The organism is Streptomyces sp. NPDC006552 (genome assembly GCF_040611655.1).
Lineage (GTDB): Bacteria > Actinomycetota > Actinomycetes > Streptomycetales > Streptomycetaceae > Streptomyces.
The window spans coordinates 21,151-40,552 of the sequence record NZ_JBEXOS010000075.1; the positions used below are offsets into that span (position 1 = coordinate 21,151).

Consider the following 19,402-nt stretch of genomic DNA (forward strand, 5'->3'; position numbering starts at 1 on the left):
GCTCGTGAGCATGAGCAAGCCCGCTGACAACGGTGAGAACGCCGTCAACGCTGACAACGCTGACAACGCCGTCAGTGCCGTCCGTGCCTATGTCGAGAACCACCGGACGGCGTTCCTCGACGACCTGGCGGCCTGGCTGCGCATCCCGTCCGTGTCCGCCCAGCCCGACCACGCGCAGGACGTGCGGCGCAGCGCCGAGTGGCTCGCCGCGCAGTTGGCCGCGACCGGCTTCCCCACCACCGAGGTGTGGGAGACGCCCGGCGCCCCCGCCGTCTTCGCCGAGTGGCCCTCCGGCGACCCGCAGGCCCCCACGGTCCTCGTCTATGGGCACCACGACGTCCAGCCCGCCGCCCGCGAGGACGGCTGGGACACCGAGCCCTTCGAGCCCGTCGTCGTCGGAAACCGGCTCTACGCGCGCGGTGCGGCCGACGACAAGGGCCAGGTGTTCTTTCACACACTCGGCGTGCGCGCCCATCTCGCCGCGACCGGGCGCACCAGTCCGGCCGTCAACCTCAAGCTGTTGATCGAGGGCGAGGAGGAGTCCGGCTCCCCGCACTTCCGCGCCCTCGTGGAGGACCGCAAGCAGCGCCTCGCGGCCGACGCCGTGATCGTCTCCGACACCGGCATGTGGTCCAAGGACACCCCCACCGTGTGCACCGGGATGCGCGGCCTCGCCGACTGCGAGATCGAGCTGTACGGGCCCGACCAGGACATCCACTCCGGCTCGTTCGGCGGCGCCGTCCCGAACCCGGCGACCGCCGCCGCCCGCCTCGTCGCCGCACTCCACGACGAGCACGCGCGCGTGGCCGTGCCCGGCTTCTACGACGGGATCGTCGAGCTCACCGACCGGGAGCGCGAGCTCTTCGCCGAGCTGCCCTTCGACGAGGCGCAGTGGCTGCGTACGGCCAAGTCCCACGCCACCTACGGGGAGGCCGGCCACACCACCCTTGAGCGCATCTGGGCCCGGCCCACCGCCGAGGTCAACGGGATCGGGGGCGGCTACCAGGGTCCCGGCGGCAAGACGATCGTGCCCTCCTCCGCGCGGCTCAAGCTGTCCTTCCGGCTGGTCGCCGGGCAGGACCCCGACCAGATCGAGAAGGCCGTCACCGCCTGGGTCGCCGCGCAGCTGCCCGCCGGGATCAGCCACACCCTCACCTTCGGGGCCGCCACCCGGCCGTGCCTCACCCCGCTCGACCACCCCGCCCTGCGGTCCGTCGTCCGCGCGATGGGCCGCGCGTTCGAGCAGGAGATCCGTTTCACGCGGGAGGGCGGCTCGGGACCGGCGGCCGATCTCCAGGACGTCCTCGCAGCACCTGTGCTCTTCCTGGGCATCTCCGTCCCCTCCGACGGCTGGCACGCCCCGAACGAGAAGGTCGAACTCGACCTCCTTATGAAGGGCGTCGAAACCACCGCCTACCTGTGGGGCGATCTCGCGGAGAACTGGACGGACGCACCATGAACCGCACCGTGGCAAAGGCCCGTCCCCCCAGCCACCGCCCCTCTGCTGAACCGCCCGCCTAAGCACCCTTACCACCGGGGGAGTTGGAAGCACCTGTGACCACCTGGACCGACCGCACCGCCGATCACGCCGCGAACCGGCCGCTCGCGCTCGCCGCGCCGAGCGGCATCGACCGCGCCGCACACCACCGCCTCGACGAGGCATGGCTCGCCGCCGCGTGGAGCCACCCGACGACCCGCGTCTTCGTGGTCTCCGGCGGCCAGGTGCTCATCGACGAGACGGCGGACGGCAGCACCGAACTGGTCATGACCCCGTCCTTCGAAGCGCCCCTCACCGAGGCCCACCGCTACTTCCTGGGCACCGACGAGGACGGCGTCAGCTACTTCGCGCTCCAGAAGGACACCCTGCCCGGCCGCATGGACCAGTCAGCGCGGCCGGCCGGACTGCGCGAGGCGGGGCTGCTCCTGTCGCAGCGGGAGGCCGGTCTCATGGTGCACGCCGTCGCCCTGGAGAACTGGCAGCGGCTGCACCGCTTCTGCTCGCGCTGCGGCGAGCGGACGGTCATCGCCGCCGCGGGCCACATCCGCCGCTGCCAGGCCTGCGGTGCCGAGCACTACCCGCGCACCGACCCGGCCGTGATCATGGCCGTCATGGACGAGCAGGACCGCATCCTCCTCGGCCGGCAGGTGCACTGGCCGGAAGGCCGCTTCTCGACACTGGCGGGCTTCGTCGAGCCCGGCGAGTCCATCGAGCAGTCGGTGCGCCGTGAGGTCTTCGAGGAGGCGGGCGTGCTCGTCGGCGACGTCGAGTACGTCGCCAGCCAGCCCTGGCCCTTCCCCTCCAGCCTGATGCTGGGCTTCATGGCCCACGCGACCTCGACGGAGATCAACGTCGACGGGGACGAGATCCACGAGGCGCGCTGGTTCTCCCGGGACGACCTGCGGACCGCCTTCGAGACCGGAGAGGTCATGCCTCCCTACGGGATCTCGATCGCGGCCCGCTTGATCGAACTCTGGTACGGCAAGCCCCTGCCGAAGCCGAGCGACGCCCTCTGAGCGACGGGCTCAGCGGCCGGTCGGCTCCGTATGCGGGCCGAAGCCGTAGCAGGCAGCAGAAGACCCCCTGTGCCGGCCGGCGCGGGGGTCTGTCTGTGCGGAGCGGACGGAGTCAGGCCGCCATGGCCTGCTTGACCTGCGCGAGCGAAGGGTTCGTCATCACGGACTCGCTGCCCGAGGCGGAGACCACCTGAACGGTCGGGACCGTCTGGTTCCCGCCGTTCACCTTCTCGACGAACGCCGCGGAAGCCGGGTCGTGCTCGATGTTGATCTCGGTGTACTCGATGCCCTCGCGCGCCATCTGCTTCTTCAGTCGCTGGCAGTAGCCGCACCAGGTGGTGCTGTACATCGTCACAGTGCCCGACATGTTCCTCGCGCTCCTTCGTGGCTGGGGGTGCGTGTTCGCAACGCACTGGGTCGAACGTATGCGAGGCGACGGCCATTCCCGCCCGCCGCACGCATTAGTACGACTAAGACCCGCTGCCTGTGGACAACGCGACGCATCCGTCCCTGCCGACCTGGCAGCATGGCGGGGTGACAGCAGCAACGCACTCCACCCTGTTCCCGCAGGCCCCGGAAACGGCCGACGCGGTGCTCGACGGGCTCGACCCCGAGCAGCGCGCCGTGGCGACGGCCCTGCACGGTCCGGTGTGTGTGCTCGCGGGTGCGGGCACCGGCAAGACCCGGGCGCTGACCCACCGCATCGCCTACGGCGTCCGGGCCGGGATCCTCCAGCCCGCCAGTGTGCTCGCCGTCACGTTCACCAACCGCGCCGCGGGCGAGATGCGCGGTCGGCTCCGCCAGCTCGGCGCGGGCGGCGTCCAGGCCCGTACCTTCCACTCGGCGGCCCTGCGCCAGCTCCAGTTCTTCTGGCCCCGGGCCGTGGGCGGGGAGCTGCCCCGGCTCGTGGACCGCAAGATCCAGCTCGTCTCCGACGCCGCGGGGGCCTGTCGGCTGCGCCTGGACCGCGGGGAGCTGCGCGATGTGACGGCGGAGATCGAGTGGTCCAAGGTCACCCAGACCGTCCCGTCGGACTACGTGGCGGCTGCGCACAAGGCCGGCCGGGAGACCGTCCGGCACCCGGCCGAGATCGCTCAGATCTACGCCAGTTACGAGACGCTGAAGCGGGACCGGTGCGTCATCGACTTCGAGGACGTGCTGCTGCTGACGGTCGGCATCCTCCAGGACCGGCACGACATCGCCGATCAGATCCGCGCCCAGTACCAGCACTTCGTCGTCGACGAGTACCAGGACGTCAGCCCCCTCCAGCAGCGGCTGCTCGACCTGTGGCTCGGCGACCGGGACAATCTCTGCGTCGTCGGTGACGCCAGCCAGACGATCTACTCCTTCACCGGCGCCACCCCCGACCACCTGCTCGACTTCCGCAACCGTCACCCCGGCGCCACCGTCGTCAAGCTGGTCCGCGACTACCGTTCCTCGCCGCAGGTCGTGCACCTGGCCAACGGAGTCCTCGCGCGGGCCGGCGGGCGGGCCGCCGAGCACCGGCTGGAGCTCATCTCGCAGCGCGAGAAGGGCCCCGAGCCGGTCTTCGCCGAGTACGCCGACGAGCCGGCCGAGGCCGAAGGGGCGGCACGGCGCATCCGCGAACTCATCGCCTCCGGAGTCTCCGCCGGCGAGATCGCCATCCTCTTCCGGACCAATAGCCAGTCGGGCATCTACGAGCAGGCGCTCGCCGATGCCGGGGTCCCCTACCAGCTGCGCGGGGCGGAGCGGTTCTTCGAGCGCGACGAGGTGCGCCGCGCGGGCCGGGCGCTGCGGGCGGCGGCCCGCTTCGGTGGCAACGACGCGGAGCTGGACGCGGTCGGCGATCTGCCCTCCCAGGTCAGAGCGGTCCTCTCCGGCGAGGGCTGGACGACCGAGCCGCCCGCCGGCTCGGGGGCCGTCCGGGACCGCTGGGAATCCCTCGCGGCTCTCGTCCGGCTGGCCGAGGACTGCGTCCGCGCCGAGCCCACCGCCACGCTGGCCGCCTTCGTGACCGAGCTGGACGAGCGGGCGAACGCGCAGCACGCCCCGACCGTGGAGGGCGTCACGCTCGCGTCGTTGCACGCGGCGAAGGGCCTCGAATGGGACGTCGTGTTCCTGGTCGGTCTCGCCGAGGGCATGATGCCGATCACGTATGCCAAGACCGACGAGCAGATCGAGGAGGAGCGCCGGCTGCTGTACGTCGGGGTGACCCGGGCCCGCTACCACCTGGGTCTGTCCTGGGCGCTGTCCCGCTCGCCCGGGGGGCGCCCCACCCGCAGACCGAGCCGGTTCCTGGACGGTCTGCGGCCGGGTTCCATGGGCTCGGCCGGTCGCAGCGCGAGCGGGGGCCGCGGCGGCGTCGAGCACGGGACACGGGCGCAGGCCGGGGAGCCGCTGAGCACGGGCCGCCGCAGAGGCGCCCGGAAGGTGGCGCGCTGCCGGATGTGCGGGCGCACGCTCGACGCGGCCGAGATGAAGCTGATGCGCTGCGAGGACTGCCCGTCGGACATGGACGAGGGGCTGTATGAGCGGCTCGTCGAGTGGCGTGCCCGCACGGCCGCCGCTCTCGGCCAGCCGGCGTTCTGCGTCTTCACCGACAAGACCTTGATCGCCATCGCCGAGACCGCGCCGGAGGACGAGGGCGAGCTGTCCCGCATCCCGGGCGTCGGCGTCCGCAAGTTCCGGGCCCACGGATCCGATGTGCTCGCCCTTTGTGCAGGTCAGGTACTGGACGAGGTGGGGGAGGGGGTCGATGGGGAGGACTGATGCAAACTCGTCGAAAAAATAGTTTGCGCATGCCCCAGCAATCCCCATAGGTTCTTAAGCACGAAAGCAGCGGCCTTCTCGAAGGCCCTGGTTCCGTGCTGTACTTACAAGCCGTTGGACCGGTTCACGCCGGTCCCCAAGACGCCGAGAGGAGGCGATTCCAGTGATCAGCATCAACGCCAGCTTCACCACCACCGCGAAAATGACCGATCTCTCGGTCGTCGCTTCCTGCCTGCTCGGCTTCTCGAACCTGGGCACCGGTCTGTCTGGCGTCAGCGCCACCCGTCCGGAGTCCGGCCTGTCTCTCGCGGGTCTTCCCATTCGCGAGGGCAATGAGCGACCGACCAAGGCACCGGAAGCAGTAGCGACGGCACAGGCTCAGGCCTATGCCTCCGCGGCCGGTGCCGGATTCCGGAAGCAGACGACGCAGCATCACACGATGTGGGCCTTCCGTGGGCTCGAACCCTGGAGCGATCCAGTCTGATCGAGATCAGACAGGCGCCTTCAGGGCCGCGGAACCCCACCCGGGATCCGCGGCCCTTCTGTTTGCCCGGAAGACCCAGCGATCTTCCGAGGGACCAGTACGAAGGGGCCTCGGGACAACAGAAGAAGCCGGCACCACCGCCACCCGGCCCACCGGCCGGAACCACCAGACGAGGAAGACAACACCGTGCAACTCGAAGCGCACGCTCCGTCCGTTCCGCCTTCGGACCCTCTTCCCCCGCCCGTGCCCACGGAGGACACCCCCTTGAACCCGCTGACTGCGCTCACCGCGCTCGACGACGCCATCGAGAACCTCGGCGTGCCCGTCCCCTGCCGTGCCTACGACCCGGAGGTCTTCTTCGCGGAGTCGCCGGCGGACGTCGAGTACGCCAAGTCGCTCTGCCGTACCTGCCCGCTGGTGGAGGCCTGCCTCGCCGGGGCCATGGAGCGGCGTGAGCCGTGGGGCGTCTGGGGCGGCGAGCTGTTCGTCCAGGGCGTCGTCGTCGCCCGGAAGCGGCCGCGTGGCCGCCCGCGCAAGAACCCGGTCGCCGCATGAACATCCGAGGAACGATCGACCGCCCCCTGACGCACGACCCCAAGAAGCAGGCCCCGATGAAGCCGTCCACGAGCGAGCCCGCCGGCTCGGCGATCCCGGACTTCCCCGCGTCCGACGCACACGACTCGCGTCAGAACAGGACCCGTCAGATGCAACTCATCCCAGAAGCCCTGGCTCGTGCGCATATGCACGAGCAGCTGCGGGACGCCCATGCCGAGCGCCAGGCCCTGCGCCTGGTGGTCGCCCGCCGGATGCAGCGTCGTGCCGAACGCGCGTCGCTGCGCGCCCGGCGCGCCCTCGCCATGGCCGTCATGCAGTAACCGTCCGTCGGCACGCACGTCGACCTGAGCCGCGACACCGCGCGGCTGCTCCCGCGGGGGCCGACCTGGAAGGGGTCGGCCCCCGCGGTGCGTTGAGCCGGACGCTCATCGGCCCATGGGGTTATCGTCGCGACGTGACGTCTCAACCTGGCGACGACCGCGCGCACCGGCCCAGCCCCGCGGACGCCGTGTGCGCCCGGTGCGGCACGACCGCCCAGGGACCGCCGCTGACCTGGACGTGTTCCGTCGAGCGCGGCGTCCGGCGGTACTTCTGTGACGCCTGCGCCCGGGAGCACATCAGGGCAATCGAAGGCCGGCTCGACTCCGACCGGTGGTGATCCGGCCGGCACACGAGCCGGCGTCGGTGCCGACGGTGCTCAGACCTCCGCGGCCGTCTCCTCGCCCGACGTCTCGTCCGGCTCGGCCACGAACCCCGGCAGCCACGCCTCCAGTTCGTCCCGCAACCGCACCGTCGCACCGAGCTGGCACAGCACCCCGATCGTGCTGAGCGTCACCCGGTGGATCAACAGATACGACGGAGGCAGGTTCAGCTGCTTGCCCAACTGGTGGGCGGGGGATCGGATGTCGGCGATCCGCGCCGCCTGGCCACGCATCCAGGACCGGGTGAACGTGAACGCCTCCACCTGGGCCGGCTCGATGATGGGCAGCAAGTAGTCGAGCACCGCGTCCGGTTCGAGCTCGATCGACTCCTTGACGAAGCCCTCCGCGCGCAGCAGTTCGTAGACCGCGGTCGCCTCGCCGTCGAGGGTCTTCCGCAGTGAGCTGCCGATCGTCGCGGGAAGCCCGCCCGGCAGCCGGTCCACGGTGCCGAAGTCCAGGACGCCGAGACGCCACCCGCCCGCGTCACCTGGCAGTAGCCGGAAGTTCCCCGGGTGCGGGTCCGCGTGCAGCAGTCCGGTGCGCGCCGGGCCCGAGAACAGGAAGCGGGCCAGCAACTGGCCGGCGCGGTCCCGCTGTTCCTCGCTCCCCTCCGTGATGATCTCGGACAGAGGGGTTCCCTCGATCCACTCCGTCACCAGTACCTGCTCGCACTGGTGCACCACGTCGGGGACGACGACATCGGGATCGTCGCGGAACTCCTCCGCGTGCGCGCGCTGAGCCGCCGCCTCCAGCCCGTAGTCCAGCCCCTCGGACACCCGGTCGCGCATCTCGGTGATCAACGGCTTGATGTCCATACCGGGCACCAGCGGACCCAACAGGCGTGCGAAGCGGCTCAGTTGGGCGAGGTCCGAGAGCAGGGCCTCACCCGCGCCCGGATACTGCACCTTCACCGCGACCTCACGCCCGTCGTGCCACACGGCGTGATGCACCTGGCCTATCGACGCGGCGGCCGACGGCTTGTCCTCGAACTCCAGGAACAGCTCCTGCCACCCCGCCCCGAGCCGCTCCTCCAGCACCGCGTGCACGGTGCGGGTGGGCAGCGGCGGCGCGGCCTCCTGCAACTTCGTCAGAGCGGCCCGGTACGGTCCCGCGACCTCCTCCGGCAGAGCGGACTCGAAGACGGACATCGCCTGTCCGAACTTCATCGCCCCGCCCTTCAGCTCGCCGAGGACCTTGAACAACTGGTCGGCCGTGCGCTGCTGCAGTTCACGGCCGACGATCTCCGCGGACTTGCCGCCGATGCGTTTGCCCAGACCCCAGGTCGCACGGCCGGCGAAGCCGATCGGTAGTGCGGCCAGCTTGGCGGTCCGGGTAACCGCCTTCCGGGGAAGATCAGACATACACCCCTCCTAGTGCCGGACAGCCGTGCCGCGCATGCCCAGGCGTCATGACGCCGTAGCCGTTGCTTACCTCACCATTGTGTCGTGCGGCCCTCCCCCGACGGGGGTCTCGTCTCCGTTACCTCCCTCACCCGCACCGCACGGGCAATCCGGATGCGGCCACACCGGACGCGCGTGCCAGTCGAGGCCAGGGGCGGACGCCTCCCACCGGGCCCCGGTCGACGACGGCAGCTCACCGTCCAGGAAAGTTAGCGCGTGGGCCGCGGCGAGGCCCGCGACCGCCGTGGCCAGGCCCAGGTCACAGGCCTGGACCTGGCGGGCGGCGTGCCCCGAGCGCCACTGGGCGAGCAGCCGCGGCCACGTCGGATGCCGGTCCGTGCGCCCGAGCAGCAGGCAGTGCGCGCAACTGGTACCGCCGGGCAGGACCAGGGGGCCCACGATGCCCGTCGCCTCGGCCACGCCCGCGTACAGATGAGGGATGCCCGCCGCGACCAGGTCCTCCGCGGCGGACGGATCGGGGGCGTGGACCGCCAGCCCGTCGCGCGGGGCGATGACCACGAGACAGAGCGCGGCCTCCGCCTGCTCCCGTTCGGACGGGCGGGGCGGAGCCTTGCGCCGGTCCGGGCGCGGGGGCCGGGCCGGGGCGACGGCGCGCACCACCTGCCGTGCCGACACGTCCCGGCGCTCGCCGACCGCCTCCACCGGCTGCCCGCCCGGTGCCACGTCCCACGGCTCGACGCAGCCACCGTCCCGGACGTCGACATGGCCCACGCCCGCCGCGGCGAGCACCGAGGCGACCACCGCACCGACGCGTCCGGCGCCTCTGACCTGGACCCGCATGCCGTGCCGGGCGGCCAGCCTCCGGGCCGCCCCGGCGGGCTCGGAGGTGGTGACCGTCAGCGCCGCGTGGTCGGGACGGAGCCGGTCCATCACCCGTGTCTGTCCGCGCAGCGCCTGCGCGGCCGGGCCGCCGCCGGTGGCGTCGTCCAGCAGTCCAGCGCCGCTGAGCCGCTCCAGCAGCGCGTCCACGTGACCGTCGCGCAAGCCCATGCGCTTTGCCTCCTCCCGCAGGAGCGGCACCCCGCGGGTCCCGTCGAGCAGCGTCAGAAAACTGCCGGTCGCCGTGTCGACCGGACCGAGCACCACCGCGTGCGCGGGGGTCAGCCCGAACTGCACCGTGTTCAGGTCGTGCCACCCGCGCCGCAGCGCCGGCTTCAGGATCGGATGCATGACTGTCCCCCGTGCTGTGCCGTGTGCCATCTGCTCTGTCTAGGTGTCCGGGCCGGACGCGCCACACCCGTCGCCCCCGCCGAACCCCCTCGCTCGCGTCCGGCGATGACCAGATTGCCTGCCCCGCGGAATGCGTGCCGCGAGTTGTCCACAGGCAGGGGGTGATAGTCGTACAAGTCAAGCGGCCGGCCGTGTGGGAGCACACCGAACAGGCCGGGAGGCGGGACTTCCGGCCTGCACTACCGGTAACGTCGGGGCGTGCCCGCCGACCCTCTGCACCGTGCCACGAAACCGCTGCGCAGCATGAGCAGTCCGCCCTCGGGCAGTCCGGGAGTGAGCGCGGTCGAGGTCCGCAGGAGCGCCCGGCGCCGCAGGACCGTCTCCGCGTACCGCGAGGGCGATCGCACCGTGGTCCTCATCCCGGCCCGCATGTCGGAGGCCGAGGAGCGGCGCTGGGTCACCGTCATGCTCGACAAGCTCGCGGCGCAGGAGAGCAAGCGGGTCCTCGGCGACGCGGAGCTGGTGGAGCGGGCCGCGCGGCTCTCCGCGCAGTATCTCGACGGCAAGGCCCGGCCCGCGTCGGTGCGCTGGGTCACCAACCAGAACACCCGATGGGGCTCGTGCACCCCGTCGGAAGGCAGCATCCGCCTTTCGCACCGCTTGCAGGGCATGCCCGAGTACGTCGTCGACTACGTGCTCGTCCACGAGCTCGCCCACTTGCTGGTCCCCGGCCACGGGCCCCGTTTCTGGCGGCTGCTGGAGGCCTACCCCCGCACCGAGCGGGCGCGCGGGTACCTCGAAGGGGTGGTCGCGGCGGACCGGCTGCCGCATCTGCCGCCCGCGCGCGAGGAGTGACGCGTCCACCGGTCGCGTTCTGTATCAGGGCTGTACCGGCCGCTTCCGGCCACGGCGTTTGCGGTTAGCCTGACGCGACGCAATCACATCCGGATGGGGGACGGTCGTTACGCATGGCCAGGGAATTCCAACGCGGCCACAAGGCCAAGATCAGCGACCTCACCGCGGGCACGGATCTGTACGTCGGCGTGCAGATCACCGGCCCCGGACTGACCTTCGACATCAGTTGCTTCGGGCTCGACGTCGAGGAACGGCTCTCCGACGACCGGTATTTCGTCTTCTTCAACCAGCCGAAGACGCCCGAGGAGTCCGTGCAGCTGCTCGGCGCGCAGGCCGGCGACTCGGAGTCCTTCCGCGTCACACTCGACAAGATTCCCGCGCACATCCAGAAGCTGTCGTTCACCGCGACGCTCGACGGCCCGGGACAGATGTCGCAGGTGGCGCCCGGGTACCTCCGCATCGTCGCCGGGGGCGAGGAGGTCGCCCGGTACTCCTTCCACGGCGGTGAGTTCTCCACCGAGCGTGCGGTGATGCTGGGGGACTTCTACCTGAAGGACGTCTGGCGCTTCGCGGCGGTCGGACAGGGGTTCGACGGCGGCCTGGACGCGCTGCTGAAGAACTTCGGTGGTGAGGTCGCCGAGGAGACACCGGCGGCGCAGCCGCAGTCCGCCGCGGCACCCGGGTTCGCCCCGCCCGCGCAGGACGCGGCTCCCGGGTTCGCCCCGCCCGCGCAGGATGCCGCCCCGCCCGCCTTCGCCGCCCCGGCGGCTCCCGCTCCCGCCGCCCCGCAGCCCTTCGCGCCGCCGTCCGGACCGGTGCCCGCACCGGCCCCCACCCCGCCCCCGGCGCCCGCCCCGGCGGCCCCCTCCGTCCACGCGGCGCCGACCATCGTGGCCCCGATGAACACTCCGCCAGGCACGATGCCGCCGCCCCCGGCGCCCGCGCCGTACGGACAGCAGCCGCCTCCGCCCGGGCAGGTACCGGCGCAGGGCGGTGGAAGCCTGCCGCCCGGGTACGGCCAGCCCCCGCACGCACCGACCGCGCCGCCCGGTTACGGCCAGCAGCCCCAGGCCCCGACCGCGCCTCCCGGCTACGGACAGCCGCCCGCCGCTCCGTCCCCGTACGGCGCACCGCAGGGCGTTCCGCAGCAGGCCGGAGCCCCGGGGGTGGCGGCCGCGCTGGAGAAGTACCGCGAGGCTCCCACCGGACAGCGCTGGACGCTGCAGAACAAGAAGCTGGTCCGCGTCGACCTCGGAGCCGGCGGTGACCAGCCCGTGCTGGCCCGGCAGGGCAGCATGGTGCTCTATCAGGGCAAGGTCGAGTTCGGCTACAAGGGCGCCGGATTCGCCGGACGCATCGTGGGCAACGCCACCGGCCAGGAGATGCAGCTGATGCGCTGCACCGGCCGCGGCCAGATCTTCCTCGCCGAAGAAGCCACCCACCTGCACCCCATCGAACTGCAGGGCGACGCGATCTGCGTCTCCGCGGAGAACGTCCTTGCTTTCGACGAGAGCCTTCAGCACGAGGTCCGTCGCATCGAGGGGCACGGCATTCCTGGTGGCGCCCTGTTCGTGATGCAGTTCCAGGGCACCGGCACCGTCGTCGTGAAGACGCACGGGACGCCCGTCGTGCTGCCGGTGACCCCGACGACCTTCGCCGACTGCAACGCGGTCGTGGCCTGGTCGGCGGCGGCACAGGCGATCATCTCCAGCCAGGTCCGGATGCGCCGCAACGCCTACCCCGGCCACAGCGGGGAGAGCGTGAACCTCCAGTTCCGGGGCGCGCCCGGCAACTTCATCATCGTCCAGCCGTACGAGGTCTGAGGGAGCCCGTCATGAACCAGCCGCTCGCGGGCTTCGCCCCGACACCGGTAACCGCCCGCATGGAGAACCACGGCAGCAACATACTGAAGGTCGCCATGCAGGCCGGAAACGACCTCTACGCGCGCGTGGGCTCGATGATCGCCTACGAAGGCTTCGTCCAGTACGAGCCCAACCCGCCCGCCGTACGCCAGATCGCCCGCGACTGGATCACCGGTGAGGGCGCACCTCTCATGAAGTGCTCCGGCGACGGTCTGCTCTACCTGGCCGACTACGGCGCCGACGTCGTCGTCATCAACCTCGGCGGCGACTCGATCTCCGTCAACGGCACCAATCTGCTCGCCTTCGACGCCCACCTGCAGTGGGGCGTCGAGCGGGTGAAGGGGCTCGCCAAGTTCGCCGGCCAGGGCCTGTGGAACATCAAGGTCAGCGGTCAGGGCCACGTCGCCCTGACCTCGCGCGGCACCCCCATCGTCGTCGACTGCGGCCGCGGCGAGGACGAGACCTACGTCGACCCCGACGCGCTCATCGCCTGGTCACCGAAGCTGAAGGTGAAGGGCAAGCGCAGCTTCAAGGCCGGCTCCCTCATCGGGCGCGGCAGCGGCGAGGCCTACCAGATGGGCTTCTCCGGGGAGGGCATCGTCGTCGTCCAGCCCAGTGAAGACAGCACCGACCGTCTCCGAGCCCGGGGCTGAGGGGGAGCGAACACACCATGCAGAGCCCGCTTTTCGCGTACACCGAGCAGCAGAGCCAGGAGCGCTACACGGTGCAGAACCCGCAGCTGCTGCGGGTCGCCCTGGAGGGCCATGACGACATCCTCGCCCGTAAGGGCTCGATGGTCGCCTACCAGGGCCTGATGGAGTTCGACGGCGAGATCCAGACGTCCGGACAGCGCCGCGCCCGCGCGCACACCGGCGAGGGCCTCGACCTGATGCGGTGCCACGGGCAGGGCACCGTCTACCTGGCGAACCTCGCCCAGTACATCCACGTCGTGGACGTCGAACAGGACGGCCTGACCGTCGACAGCAGCTATGTGCTGGCGATGGACTCGGCCCTGCACCACGAGGTCATCGCGGTCGACAGCCAGTTCGGCATCTCCGGTTCCGGCAAGTACCAGCTCAACATCTCCGGACACGGCAAGGTCGCGCTGATGACCTCGGGCCAGCCCCTGATGCTCCAGGTCACGCCGGACCGCTACGTCAACGCCGACGCGGACGCCGTCGTCGCCTGGTCGACCGGGCTGCGGGTGCAGATGCAGGCGCAGACCCACTCCTCGGGCGTCTGGCGCCGCCGGGGCAACACGGGCGAGGGCTGGGAGCTGAACTTCATGGGGCACGGTTACGCGCTCGTGCAGCCCAGCGAGCTCCTGCCGCCGCAGAACGCGGTGGTCGGCCAGGGACTCGCGGCCCAGTACGGCATGGGCCAGCAGGGCGCCCACGGCCAGAACCAGGGCAACGCCTGGAGCTGACCCCCACCGGGACGCAGGTAAGGGGCGGGCGCCCAGGCGCCCGCCCCTTACCTGCCCACGTGCCCTACAGGCGGGCGCGGGCCGCTTCCACCAGCCGCACGACCGATGTGTCGGCCACGTCCGCGACCTCGTCGTAGCGGAACCAGCGCAGGTCCAGGGACTCGTCGCTGATCGCTTCCGTCGCGCCCGCGGGGGCGAGCGCCGCGTACTGCACGTCCAGGTGCTCGGTGCACGGGCCCGGGATGGCGTGCCGGTCGAGCCGGACCGGGCCGCCCGCGAGCAGCGTGAGCCCGGCGATGCCCGACTCCTCGGTCGCTTCCCGCAGCGCGGCGGCGGCCAGGGTCGGGTCGCCGGGCTCGCAGTGCCCGCCCATCTGGAGCCACATCCGCAGCTTCTTGTGGAGCGTGAGCAGGACGCGCCCACGCTCCGGGTCGATGACCAGCGCGCTCGCCGTGAGGTGACCCGCGGTGCAGGGCTTGCCCATGGCGGCCTCACCATGTGCCGCGAGGTGGTCCAGATAGCCCTGGCGCAGCTCCGGCTGGTCCTCGTACTCCTTGAGCACGAGGACCGCGTCGTCGTACAGACTCACTTGTCGGTGTCGCCCTCGTCGGTCTCGTCGGTCTTATCGGTCTTATCGGTCTTGTCTGTCTTCTCGGTCTGGTCGCTCTTGGTGCCGGGCTCGGCGGCATCGCCCGAACGGGTGACGCCGTCCGTGTCCGACCCGTCCGCCGTCGCTTCCTTGACGAGATTCGGCCCGGCGGCGGGCTTGCCGCCGGCCGCCTCGCCGAGCATGGCGTCCAGCTCCGAGAAGTCCAGGTGCTCCCGGTGGACGAAGCCGTCCGGGTCGTCCAGGTCCGAGGCGGTCGGCAGCATGTCCGGGTGCTCCCACAGACCGTCCCGGCCGTCCACCCCGCGCGCGTCCGTGAGCGAGGCCCACAGGCGCGAGGCGTCCCGCAGCCGGCGCGGACGCAGCTCCAGGCCGATCAGCGTCGCGAACGTCTGCTCCGCCGGACCACCGGACGCCCGGCGGCGGCGCAGCGTCTCGCGCAGCGCGTCGGCGGAGGACAGACGCGGCTTCGCGGCGGCGTGGACGACCGCGTCGACCCAGCCCTCCACGAGCGCCAGGGCCGTCTCGAGCCGCGCCAGGGCGGCCTTCTGCTCGGGCGTGTCCTCCGGCTGGAACATGCCCTGCTGCAGCGCGTCCTGGAGCTGCTCGGGGTTCTGCGGGTCGAACTGGCCGACCACGTCCTCCAGCTTCGAGGTGTCGACCTTGATCCCGCGCGCGTACCCGTCGACCGCGCCGAACAGGTGCGAGCGCAGCCACGGCACGTGCGAGAAGAGCCGCTGGTGGGCGGCCTCGCGCAGCGCCAGGTAGAGGCGGACCTCCTCCATGGGGATGCCGAGGTCCTTGCCGAACGCCTCGATGTTCAGCGGCAGCAGCGCGGCCTTGCCGGCCGGGGCCAGCGGCAGGCCGATGTCCGTGGAGCCGACGACCTCACCCGCGAGCACGCCCAGGGCCTGCCCGATCTGCGAGCCGAACATGGCGCCGCCCATGGAGCGCATCATGCCGATGAGCGGGCCCGCCATGGCCTGCATCTCCTCGGGCAGCACATCGCCCATGGCCAGGCCGACACGCTCGGCGACCGGGTCGACGAGCTCCTTCCACACCGGGAGGGTCGCCTCGACCCACTCGGCGCGGCTCCACGCCACCGCGGAACCGGCACCCGAAGGCAGCGACGTCGCGTCGTCCAGCCACAGGTCGGCCAGGCGTACGGCCTCCTGGACGGCGGTGCGCTCGGCGGGGCCGACGCTCGTGTCCTTCACGCCGTCCTGCGTGCCCTGGGAGACGGTCTGGCGCGCGATGTCCTTCGCCATGTCCCAGTTCACCGGGCCGCCCTCGTACGAGAGCATCTGGCCGAGCTGCTGGAAGGCCGCCCCCAGGTCGTTCGGATTCATCGAGCCGAACATCGCCGCGAACGGGTTGTCCCCGCCCGCGCCGCCGGCGCCCGGGAGACCCGGGAAACCGAAACCGAGGGGGTTGGCAGGTCCCTGACCGCCACCGCCCTGCTGGTCCTTCTTCTTGCCCTCGTCGCCGTCGTCCGGCTCCTCCGGGGGAAGGCCGAAACCAAATGGGGTGTCACTCACGGGATTCCTCGGCTGGTAAGGCCACCGGTCTCTGACCCGGCGGCGACTGCCCGACTGCACACACCCAGCGTAGACACCGCGACGGGATCGGGCCTCGGTGCTCCGCCGACTCATGGCCTGCGGCAGGATGGATGCCTCCTGGTACGTACGCGTCATACACGCACGTACTGAAGACAACCGCTGGAGACGCCCGGTGAGTTCCCCAGATCCGCAGGTTCGCGCAGCGCGAAACCCCTCAACCAGTCCGTCCGGCCGCGGCCCCGTCGTCGCGGTCACCGGCGCGGCGTCCGGCACCGGCGCCCTGCTCACCGAGCGGCTCGCCGCCTCGGACGAGATCAAGCAGGTGCTCGCCATCGACGAGCGGCGGGGCGAGTGCGCCGACGCGACCTGGCACATTCTGGACGTGCGGGATCCGGCCATCGCCGAGAAGCTGCGCGGCGCGGACGTCGTCGTCCACCTGGCACTCGACCTCGACCTGGAGTCCGACGCCGCGGCCCGCACCGCCTACAACGTGCGCGGTACGCAGACCGTACTGACCGCCGCGGCCGCCGCCGGCGTGCACCGCGTCGTGCTCTGCACCTCGGCGATGGTCTACGGAGCGCTCGACGACAACGAGCTGCCGCTCTCCGAGGACGCGGAGCTGCGCGCCACGGCGGAGGCCACGGGCGTCGGCGACCTCCTGGAGATCGAGCGGCTCGCGCGCCGCGCCCCGCGGGCCCACCCCGGCCTGAACGTCACCGTGGTGCGTCCCGCGGTACTCGTGGGCGGTACGGACACGGCGCTGACGCGGTACTTCGAGTCACCGCGCCTCCTTGTAGTGGCGGGTTCCCGGCCCGCCTGGCAGTTCTGTCACGTGGAGGACCTGTGCAGCGCATTGGAGTACGCGGTCCTGGAGAAGGTCGACGGGGAACTGACGGTCGGCTGTGACGGCTGGCTGGAGCAGGAGGAGGTGGAGGAGCTCAGCGGGATCCGGCGCATGGAGCTTCCGTCGGCCGTCGCGCTCGGCGCCGCGGCCCGGCTGCACCGGATCGGACTGACGCCCTCCCCGGCCGGCGACCTCGCCTACACGATGTATCCGTGGGTCGTGAGCGGAAGCCGGCTGCACGACGCGGGCTGGCGCCCCAGGTGGACGAACGAGGAGGTTCTCGCCGAACTCCTCGAAGAGGTGGCGGGACGGCGCACCGTGGCCGGCCGGCGCCTCGGCCGCAAGGACGCCACGGCGGCCGGTGCCGCGGGCGCGACGGTGGCGCTGCTGGGTACGGCGGCGGTCGTGCGACGGGTACGCAAGGCGCGACGGCGGATCTGAGACGCCCGGATGCCTTTCCCAGGGACGCACGCGGAGCCGGACGAGACCCCCGGGTGCGCCGGACCGCAGGAAGCCAGCAGGTACACGGGCCTGTAGGAGGCTCCAGTCACCACACGCGCGTGCCGGTCGAAAACGCTATTCACGGTTGTCGGCGGCGTACGGCACGATGACTCCATGGCACCCACGCAGAACGACCACCCCGGTGAGCAGGCGGCACAGGACCCGATCAAGTTGCTCGCCGTGCGCGAGACGCCGCTCTCCCTCGACGAGGTCTTCCGGGCCGTCGGGGACGACGCCGCGGGCGGCACCGCGCTCTTCGTGGGGACCGTGCGCGACCACGACGGCGGGGCCGATGTCGACCAGCTGGGCTACTCCTGTCACCCGACCGCCGAGGCGGAGATGCGGCGCGTCGCGGAGAAGGTCGTCGCCGCGTACCCGGTGCGCGCGCTCGCCGCGGTCCACCGGATCGGCGATCTGTCCGTGGGCGATCTGGCCGTCGTGGTGGCGGTGGCGTGCCCGCACCGCGGTGAGGCCTTCGACGCGTGCCGCAAGCTCATCGACGATCTGAAGCACGACGTACCCATCTGGAAACACCAGACGTTCTCCGACGGCACCGAGGAGTGGGTGGGCGCCTGCTGAGGCTCCGGTTGCGTAACCCGACCCCTGCGGCGAGCGTTGACTGTGCGGATGGTTAATCTGTTGATCAGTCAGTTGCGGTTGCACATGGGGGGCGGGAGGTCGGCATGGCGGCGCTGTTGTGGCTGCTGATCCCGGTGATCGCCGCGGTCGGCGCGGCACTGTGGAGCACCTGGGCGGGTCGGCGCCGCCACAAGGCGGGCGACGCGAACGAGCTCACCGGCTACGCGCGCTTCCGCGAGGTCATGGAGAAGTCGAACTCCGGGGCGTGACGGACGAGCCGGAGGACCCTGGCAGGCCCCCGCAGCCGCCGGGTTCGGCCCCGCAGGTGCGCTGACAGGCACGTCCCGTACTGTCGTTCCATGCCACGCCGCACCGCGACGATGCTCGCCTCGACCTTGCTGCTGATCGCGCTGCTCTGCGCTGGGGTGCTCATCAAAGTGCCCTACGCGGAGATGTCGCCGGGTCCGACGGTGAACACGCTCGGGGACCACGACGGCGAACCCGTGATCCAGATCCCGGGCCACAAGACGTACGACACGACCGGGCACCTCAACATGACGACGGTCCGCGTCACCAGCGCCGACTTCAACATGAACCTGGTCTCGGCCGTCTACGGGTGGCTCGCCCACGACAGCATCGTGGTGCCGCACGACACGCTCTACCCGGACGGCCAGACGGAGGAGCAGTCCTCCCAGGAGAACGCCGAGGAGTTCAGCCAGTCCCAGGAGAGCGCCAAGGTCGCCGCCCTGGACGAACTGGGCATCCCCGTGAAGTCCTGGGTGATCGTCTCCACGGTCGTCAAGAACAGCCCCGCCGAGGGCCGGCTGCACGCCGGTGACGTCATCAAGGCCGTCGACGGCACCAAGGTCACCAAGCCCGCCGACGTCGCGAAGCTCGTCACCGAGCACAAGCCCGGCGAGGACGTCGCCTTCACGGTCGTGCCCGTCAAGGAGGCCGCCGCCGCCGAGAAGGAGGGCAAGGAGGCGACCCGCACGCAGAAGGTCACGATCACGACGGACAAGGCGGAGGACGACCGCGCCATCGTCGGCATCCAGGCCGGGACCGACCACACCTTCCCGTTCCAGATCGACATCAAGCTCGCCGACGTGGGCGGCCCCAGCGCGGGCCTCATGTTCTCCCTCGGCATCGTCGACAAGCTCACGCCCACCGACCTGACCGGCGGCGCGTTCGTGGCCGGCACCGGGACCATCGACGACGACGGCAAGGTCGGCCCCATCGGCGGCATCGGCATGAAGACCGTCGGCGCGCGGGAGAAGGGCGCCCGGTACTTCCTGACGCCCAAGGACAACTGCGCCGCCGCGGCCAAGGACACCCCGGACGGCCTCACCCTCGTCAAGGTGGACACCATCGGCGACGCGATGGACGCCCTGAAGGACATCCGCAGCGGCAAGACCGCGGATCTGCCCGCCTGTACGACCAAGGGCTGAACCGCGGTCGACCGCACGCCAGGGTGACCTCACTACGTAGGGCCCGCGCGTTGACTGCCCTATGCAGCTACCGCGACAGTGCAGGACGTGCTCAACTCCGACCCCACCAGGGAAGACACCGCCCC

General features: G+C 71.4%; 20 protein-coding genes. 15 read left to right on the forward strand and 5 right to left on the reverse strand.

Annotation, left to right across the window (positions count from 1 at the left end; translation table 11 throughout):
- Positions 1–10: 10 nt before the first annotated feature.
- Both ABZY33_RS30965 and nudC read left to right on the forward strand, forming a co-directional pair.
- Positions 11–1,459 (forward strand): dipeptidase, encoded by a 1,449-nt coding sequence (locus ABZY33_RS30965; RefSeq protein WP_356495024.1) that lies wholly within the window; start codon positions 11–13, stop codon positions 1,457–1,459.
- Between the two features lie 95 nt (positions 1,460–1,554).
- Positions 1,555–2,514: an NAD(+) diphosphatase gene (gene nudC, locus ABZY33_RS30970; RefSeq protein ID WP_356495025.1), complete on the forward strand. Its 960-nt coding sequence runs from the start codon at positions 1,555–1,557 to the stop codon at positions 2,512–2,514.
- A gap of 112 nt (positions 2,515–2,626) precedes the next feature.
- Here the strand turns inward: nudC and ABZY33_RS30975 are convergent, their stop codons facing one another.
- A complete protein-coding gene (locus ABZY33_RS30975; RefSeq protein WP_356495026.1) occupies positions 2,627–2,881 on the reverse strand; it encodes a mycoredoxin in 255 nt (84 codons plus the stop codon).
- 167 nt (positions 2,882–3,048) lie between these two features.
- Here ABZY33_RS30975 and ABZY33_RS30980 point away from each other — a divergent pair, with 167 nt between their 5' ends.
- The 5 genes from ABZY33_RS30980 (at position 3,049) to ABZY33_RS31000 (ending at position 6,962) form a co-directional block, all read left to right on the forward strand.
- The gene (locus tag ABZY33_RS30980) at positions 3,049–5,265 is read left to right on the forward strand and encodes an ATP-dependent DNA helicase UvrD2 (RefSeq protein ID WP_356495027.1); all 2,217 of its coding nucleotides are present in this window, start codon (positions 3,049–3,051) and stop codon (positions 5,263–5,265) included.
- Between the two features lie 163 nt (positions 5,266–5,428).
- On the forward strand, positions 5,429–5,749 hold the full coding sequence (locus tag ABZY33_RS30985) for a hypothetical protein (RefSeq protein ID WP_356495028.1): 321 nt from the start codon (positions 5,429–5,431) through the stop codon (positions 5,747–5,749).
- Positions 5,750–5,935: 186 nt separating this feature from the next.
- Positions 5,936–6,304, forward strand: coding sequence for a WhiB family transcriptional regulator (locus ABZY33_RS30990; RefSeq protein ID WP_356495029.1), 369 nt, complete (start codon positions 5,936–5,938; stop codon positions 6,302–6,304).
- Complete coding sequence (locus tag ABZY33_RS30995) at positions 6,301–6,624, forward strand: hypothetical protein (protein ID WP_356495030.1); 324 nt, start codon at positions 6,301–6,303, stop codon at positions 6,622–6,624. Before ABZY33_RS30990 ends, ABZY33_RS30995 begins: the two co-directional genes overlap by 4 nt.
- 134 nt (positions 6,625–6,758) lie before the next feature.
- On the forward strand, positions 6,759–6,962 hold the full coding sequence (locus ABZY33_RS31000) for a hypothetical protein (protein ID WP_356495043.1): 204 nt from the start codon (positions 6,759–6,761) through the stop codon (positions 6,960–6,962).
- A 39-nt stretch (positions 6,963–7,001) separates the two neighbouring features.
- Here ABZY33_RS31000 and ABZY33_RS31005 read toward each other — a convergent pair whose 3' ends face one another.
- On the reverse strand, positions 7,002–8,366 hold the full coding sequence (locus ABZY33_RS31005) for an AarF/ABC1/UbiB kinase family protein (RefSeq protein WP_356495031.1): 1,365 nt from the start codon (positions 8,364–8,366) through the stop codon (positions 7,002–7,004).
- Between the two features lie 66 nt (positions 8,367–8,432).
- Positions 8,433–9,596, reverse strand: coding sequence for a ThiF family adenylyltransferase (locus ABZY33_RS31010; protein WP_356495032.1), 1,164 nt, complete (start codon positions 9,594–9,596; stop codon positions 8,433–8,435).
- Between the two features lie 258 nt (positions 9,597–9,854).
- Here ABZY33_RS31010 and ABZY33_RS31015 point away from each other — a divergent pair, with 258 nt between their 5' ends.
- The 4 genes from ABZY33_RS31015 to ABZY33_RS31030 all read left to right on the forward strand — a co-directional run bounded on the left by ABZY33_RS31015 (position 9,855) and on the right by ABZY33_RS31030 (position 13,739).
- A complete protein-coding gene (locus tag ABZY33_RS31015) occupies positions 9,855–10,451 on the forward strand; it encodes a M48 family metallopeptidase (protein WP_356495033.1) in 597 nt (198 codons plus the stop codon).
- A gap of 113 nt (positions 10,452–10,564) precedes the next feature.
- Entirely contained in the window at positions 10,565–12,274 is a 1,710-nt protein-coding gene (locus tag ABZY33_RS31020) for a TerD family protein (RefSeq protein ID WP_356495034.1), read from the forward strand.
- A gap of 11 nt (positions 12,275–12,285) precedes the next feature.
- On the forward strand, positions 12,286–12,966 hold the full coding sequence (locus ABZY33_RS31025; protein WP_356495035.1) for an AIM24 family protein: 681 nt from the start codon (positions 12,286–12,288) through the stop codon (positions 12,964–12,966).
- A gap of 17 nt (positions 12,967–12,983) precedes the next feature.
- Positions 12,984–13,739 carry an AIM24 family protein gene (locus ABZY33_RS31030; RefSeq protein ID WP_356495036.1) on the forward strand — a complete coding sequence of 252 codons (756 nt, stop codon included), beginning with the start codon at positions 12,984–12,986 and terminating at the stop codon, positions 13,737–13,739.
- Positions 13,740–13,803: 64 nt separating this feature from the next.
- Here ABZY33_RS31030 and ABZY33_RS31035 read toward each other — a convergent pair whose 3' ends face one another.
- The gene (locus tag ABZY33_RS31035) at positions 13,804–14,328 is read right to left on the reverse strand and encodes an NUDIX hydrolase (protein WP_356495037.1); all 525 of its coding nucleotides are present in this window, start codon (positions 14,326–14,328) and stop codon (positions 13,804–13,806) included.
- Positions 14,325–15,884, reverse strand: a complete 1,560-nt coding sequence (locus ABZY33_RS31040; protein WP_356495038.1) for a zinc-dependent metalloprotease — start codon at positions 15,882–15,884, stop codon at positions 14,325–14,327. The genes ABZY33_RS31035 and ABZY33_RS31040 overlap by 4 nt, the downstream gene beginning before the upstream one ends.
- Before the next feature lie 193 nt (positions 15,885–16,077).
- Here ABZY33_RS31040 and ABZY33_RS31045 point away from each other — a divergent pair, with 193 nt between their 5' ends.
- From ABZY33_RS31045 to ABZY33_RS31060, 4 genes are all read left to right on the forward strand, one after another.
- Positions 16,078–17,190 (forward strand): SDR family oxidoreductase, encoded by a 1,113-nt coding sequence (locus ABZY33_RS31045; protein ID WP_356495039.1) that lies wholly within the window; start codon positions 16,078–16,080, stop codon positions 17,188–17,190.
- Positions 17,191–17,364: 174 nt separating this feature from the next.
- Positions 17,365–17,829 carry a molybdenum cofactor biosynthesis protein MoaE gene (locus tag ABZY33_RS31050; RefSeq protein WP_356495040.1) on the forward strand — a complete coding sequence of 155 codons (465 nt, stop codon included), beginning with the start codon at positions 17,365–17,367 and terminating at the stop codon, positions 17,827–17,829.
- Positions 17,830–17,933: 104 nt separating this feature from the next.
- Positions 17,934–18,098, forward strand: a complete 165-nt coding sequence (locus ABZY33_RS31055; RefSeq protein WP_356495041.1) for a hypothetical protein — start codon at positions 17,934–17,936, stop codon at positions 18,096–18,098.
- A 90-nt stretch (positions 18,099–18,188) separates the two neighbouring features.
- The gene (locus tag ABZY33_RS31060; RefSeq protein ID WP_356495042.1) at positions 18,189–19,277 is read left to right on the forward strand and encodes a PDZ domain-containing protein; all 1,089 of its coding nucleotides are present in this window, start codon (positions 18,189–18,191) and stop codon (positions 19,275–19,277) included.
- Positions 19,278–19,402 lie beyond the last annotated feature (125 nt).

What these genes read in the sequence shown, in the direction of transcription:
- ABZY33_RS30965 (WP_356495024.1), top strand. Translation starts at nt 11, where the DNA reads ATGAGCAAGCCCGCTGACAACGGTGAGAACGCCGTCAACGCTGACAAC.
- ABZY33_RS30975 (WP_356495026.1), bottom strand. Translation starts at nt 2,881, where the DNA reads ATGTCGGGCACTGTGACGATGTACAGCACCACCTGGTGCGGCTACTGC.
- ABZY33_RS30995 (WP_356495030.1), top strand. Translation starts at nt 6,301, where the DNA reads ATGAACATCCGAGGAACGATCGACCGCCCCCTGACGCACGACCCCAAG.
- ABZY33_RS31005 (WP_356495031.1), bottom strand. Translation starts at nt 8,366, where the DNA reads ATGTCTGATCTTCCCCGGAAGGCGGTTACCCGGACCGCCAAGCTGGCC.
- ABZY33_RS31010 (WP_356495032.1), bottom strand. Translation starts at nt 9,596, where the DNA reads ATGCATCCGATCCTGAAGCCGGCGCTGCGGCGCGGGTGGCACGACCTG.
- ABZY33_RS31020 (WP_356495034.1), top strand. Translation starts at nt 10,565, where the DNA reads ATGGCCAGGGAATTCCAACGCGGCCACAAGGCCAAGATCAGCGACCTC.
- ABZY33_RS31025 (WP_356495035.1), top strand. Translation starts at nt 12,286, where the DNA reads ATGAACCAGCCGCTCGCGGGCTTCGCCCCGACACCGGTAACCGCCCGC.
- ABZY33_RS31030 (WP_356495036.1), top strand. Translation starts at nt 12,984, where the DNA reads ATGCAGAGCCCGCTTTTCGCGTACACCGAGCAGCAGAGCCAGGAGCGC.
- ABZY33_RS31050 (WP_356495040.1), top strand. Translation starts at nt 17,365, where the DNA reads ATGGCACCCACGCAGAACGACCACCCCGGTGAGCAGGCGGCACAGGAC.
- ABZY33_RS31055 (WP_356495041.1), top strand. Translation starts at nt 17,934, where the DNA reads ATGGCGGCGCTGTTGTGGCTGCTGATCCCGGTGATCGCCGCGGTCGGC.
- ABZY33_RS31060 (WP_356495042.1), top strand. Translation starts at nt 18,189, where the DNA reads ATGCCACGCCGCACCGCGACGATGCTCGCCTCGACCTTGCTGCTGATC.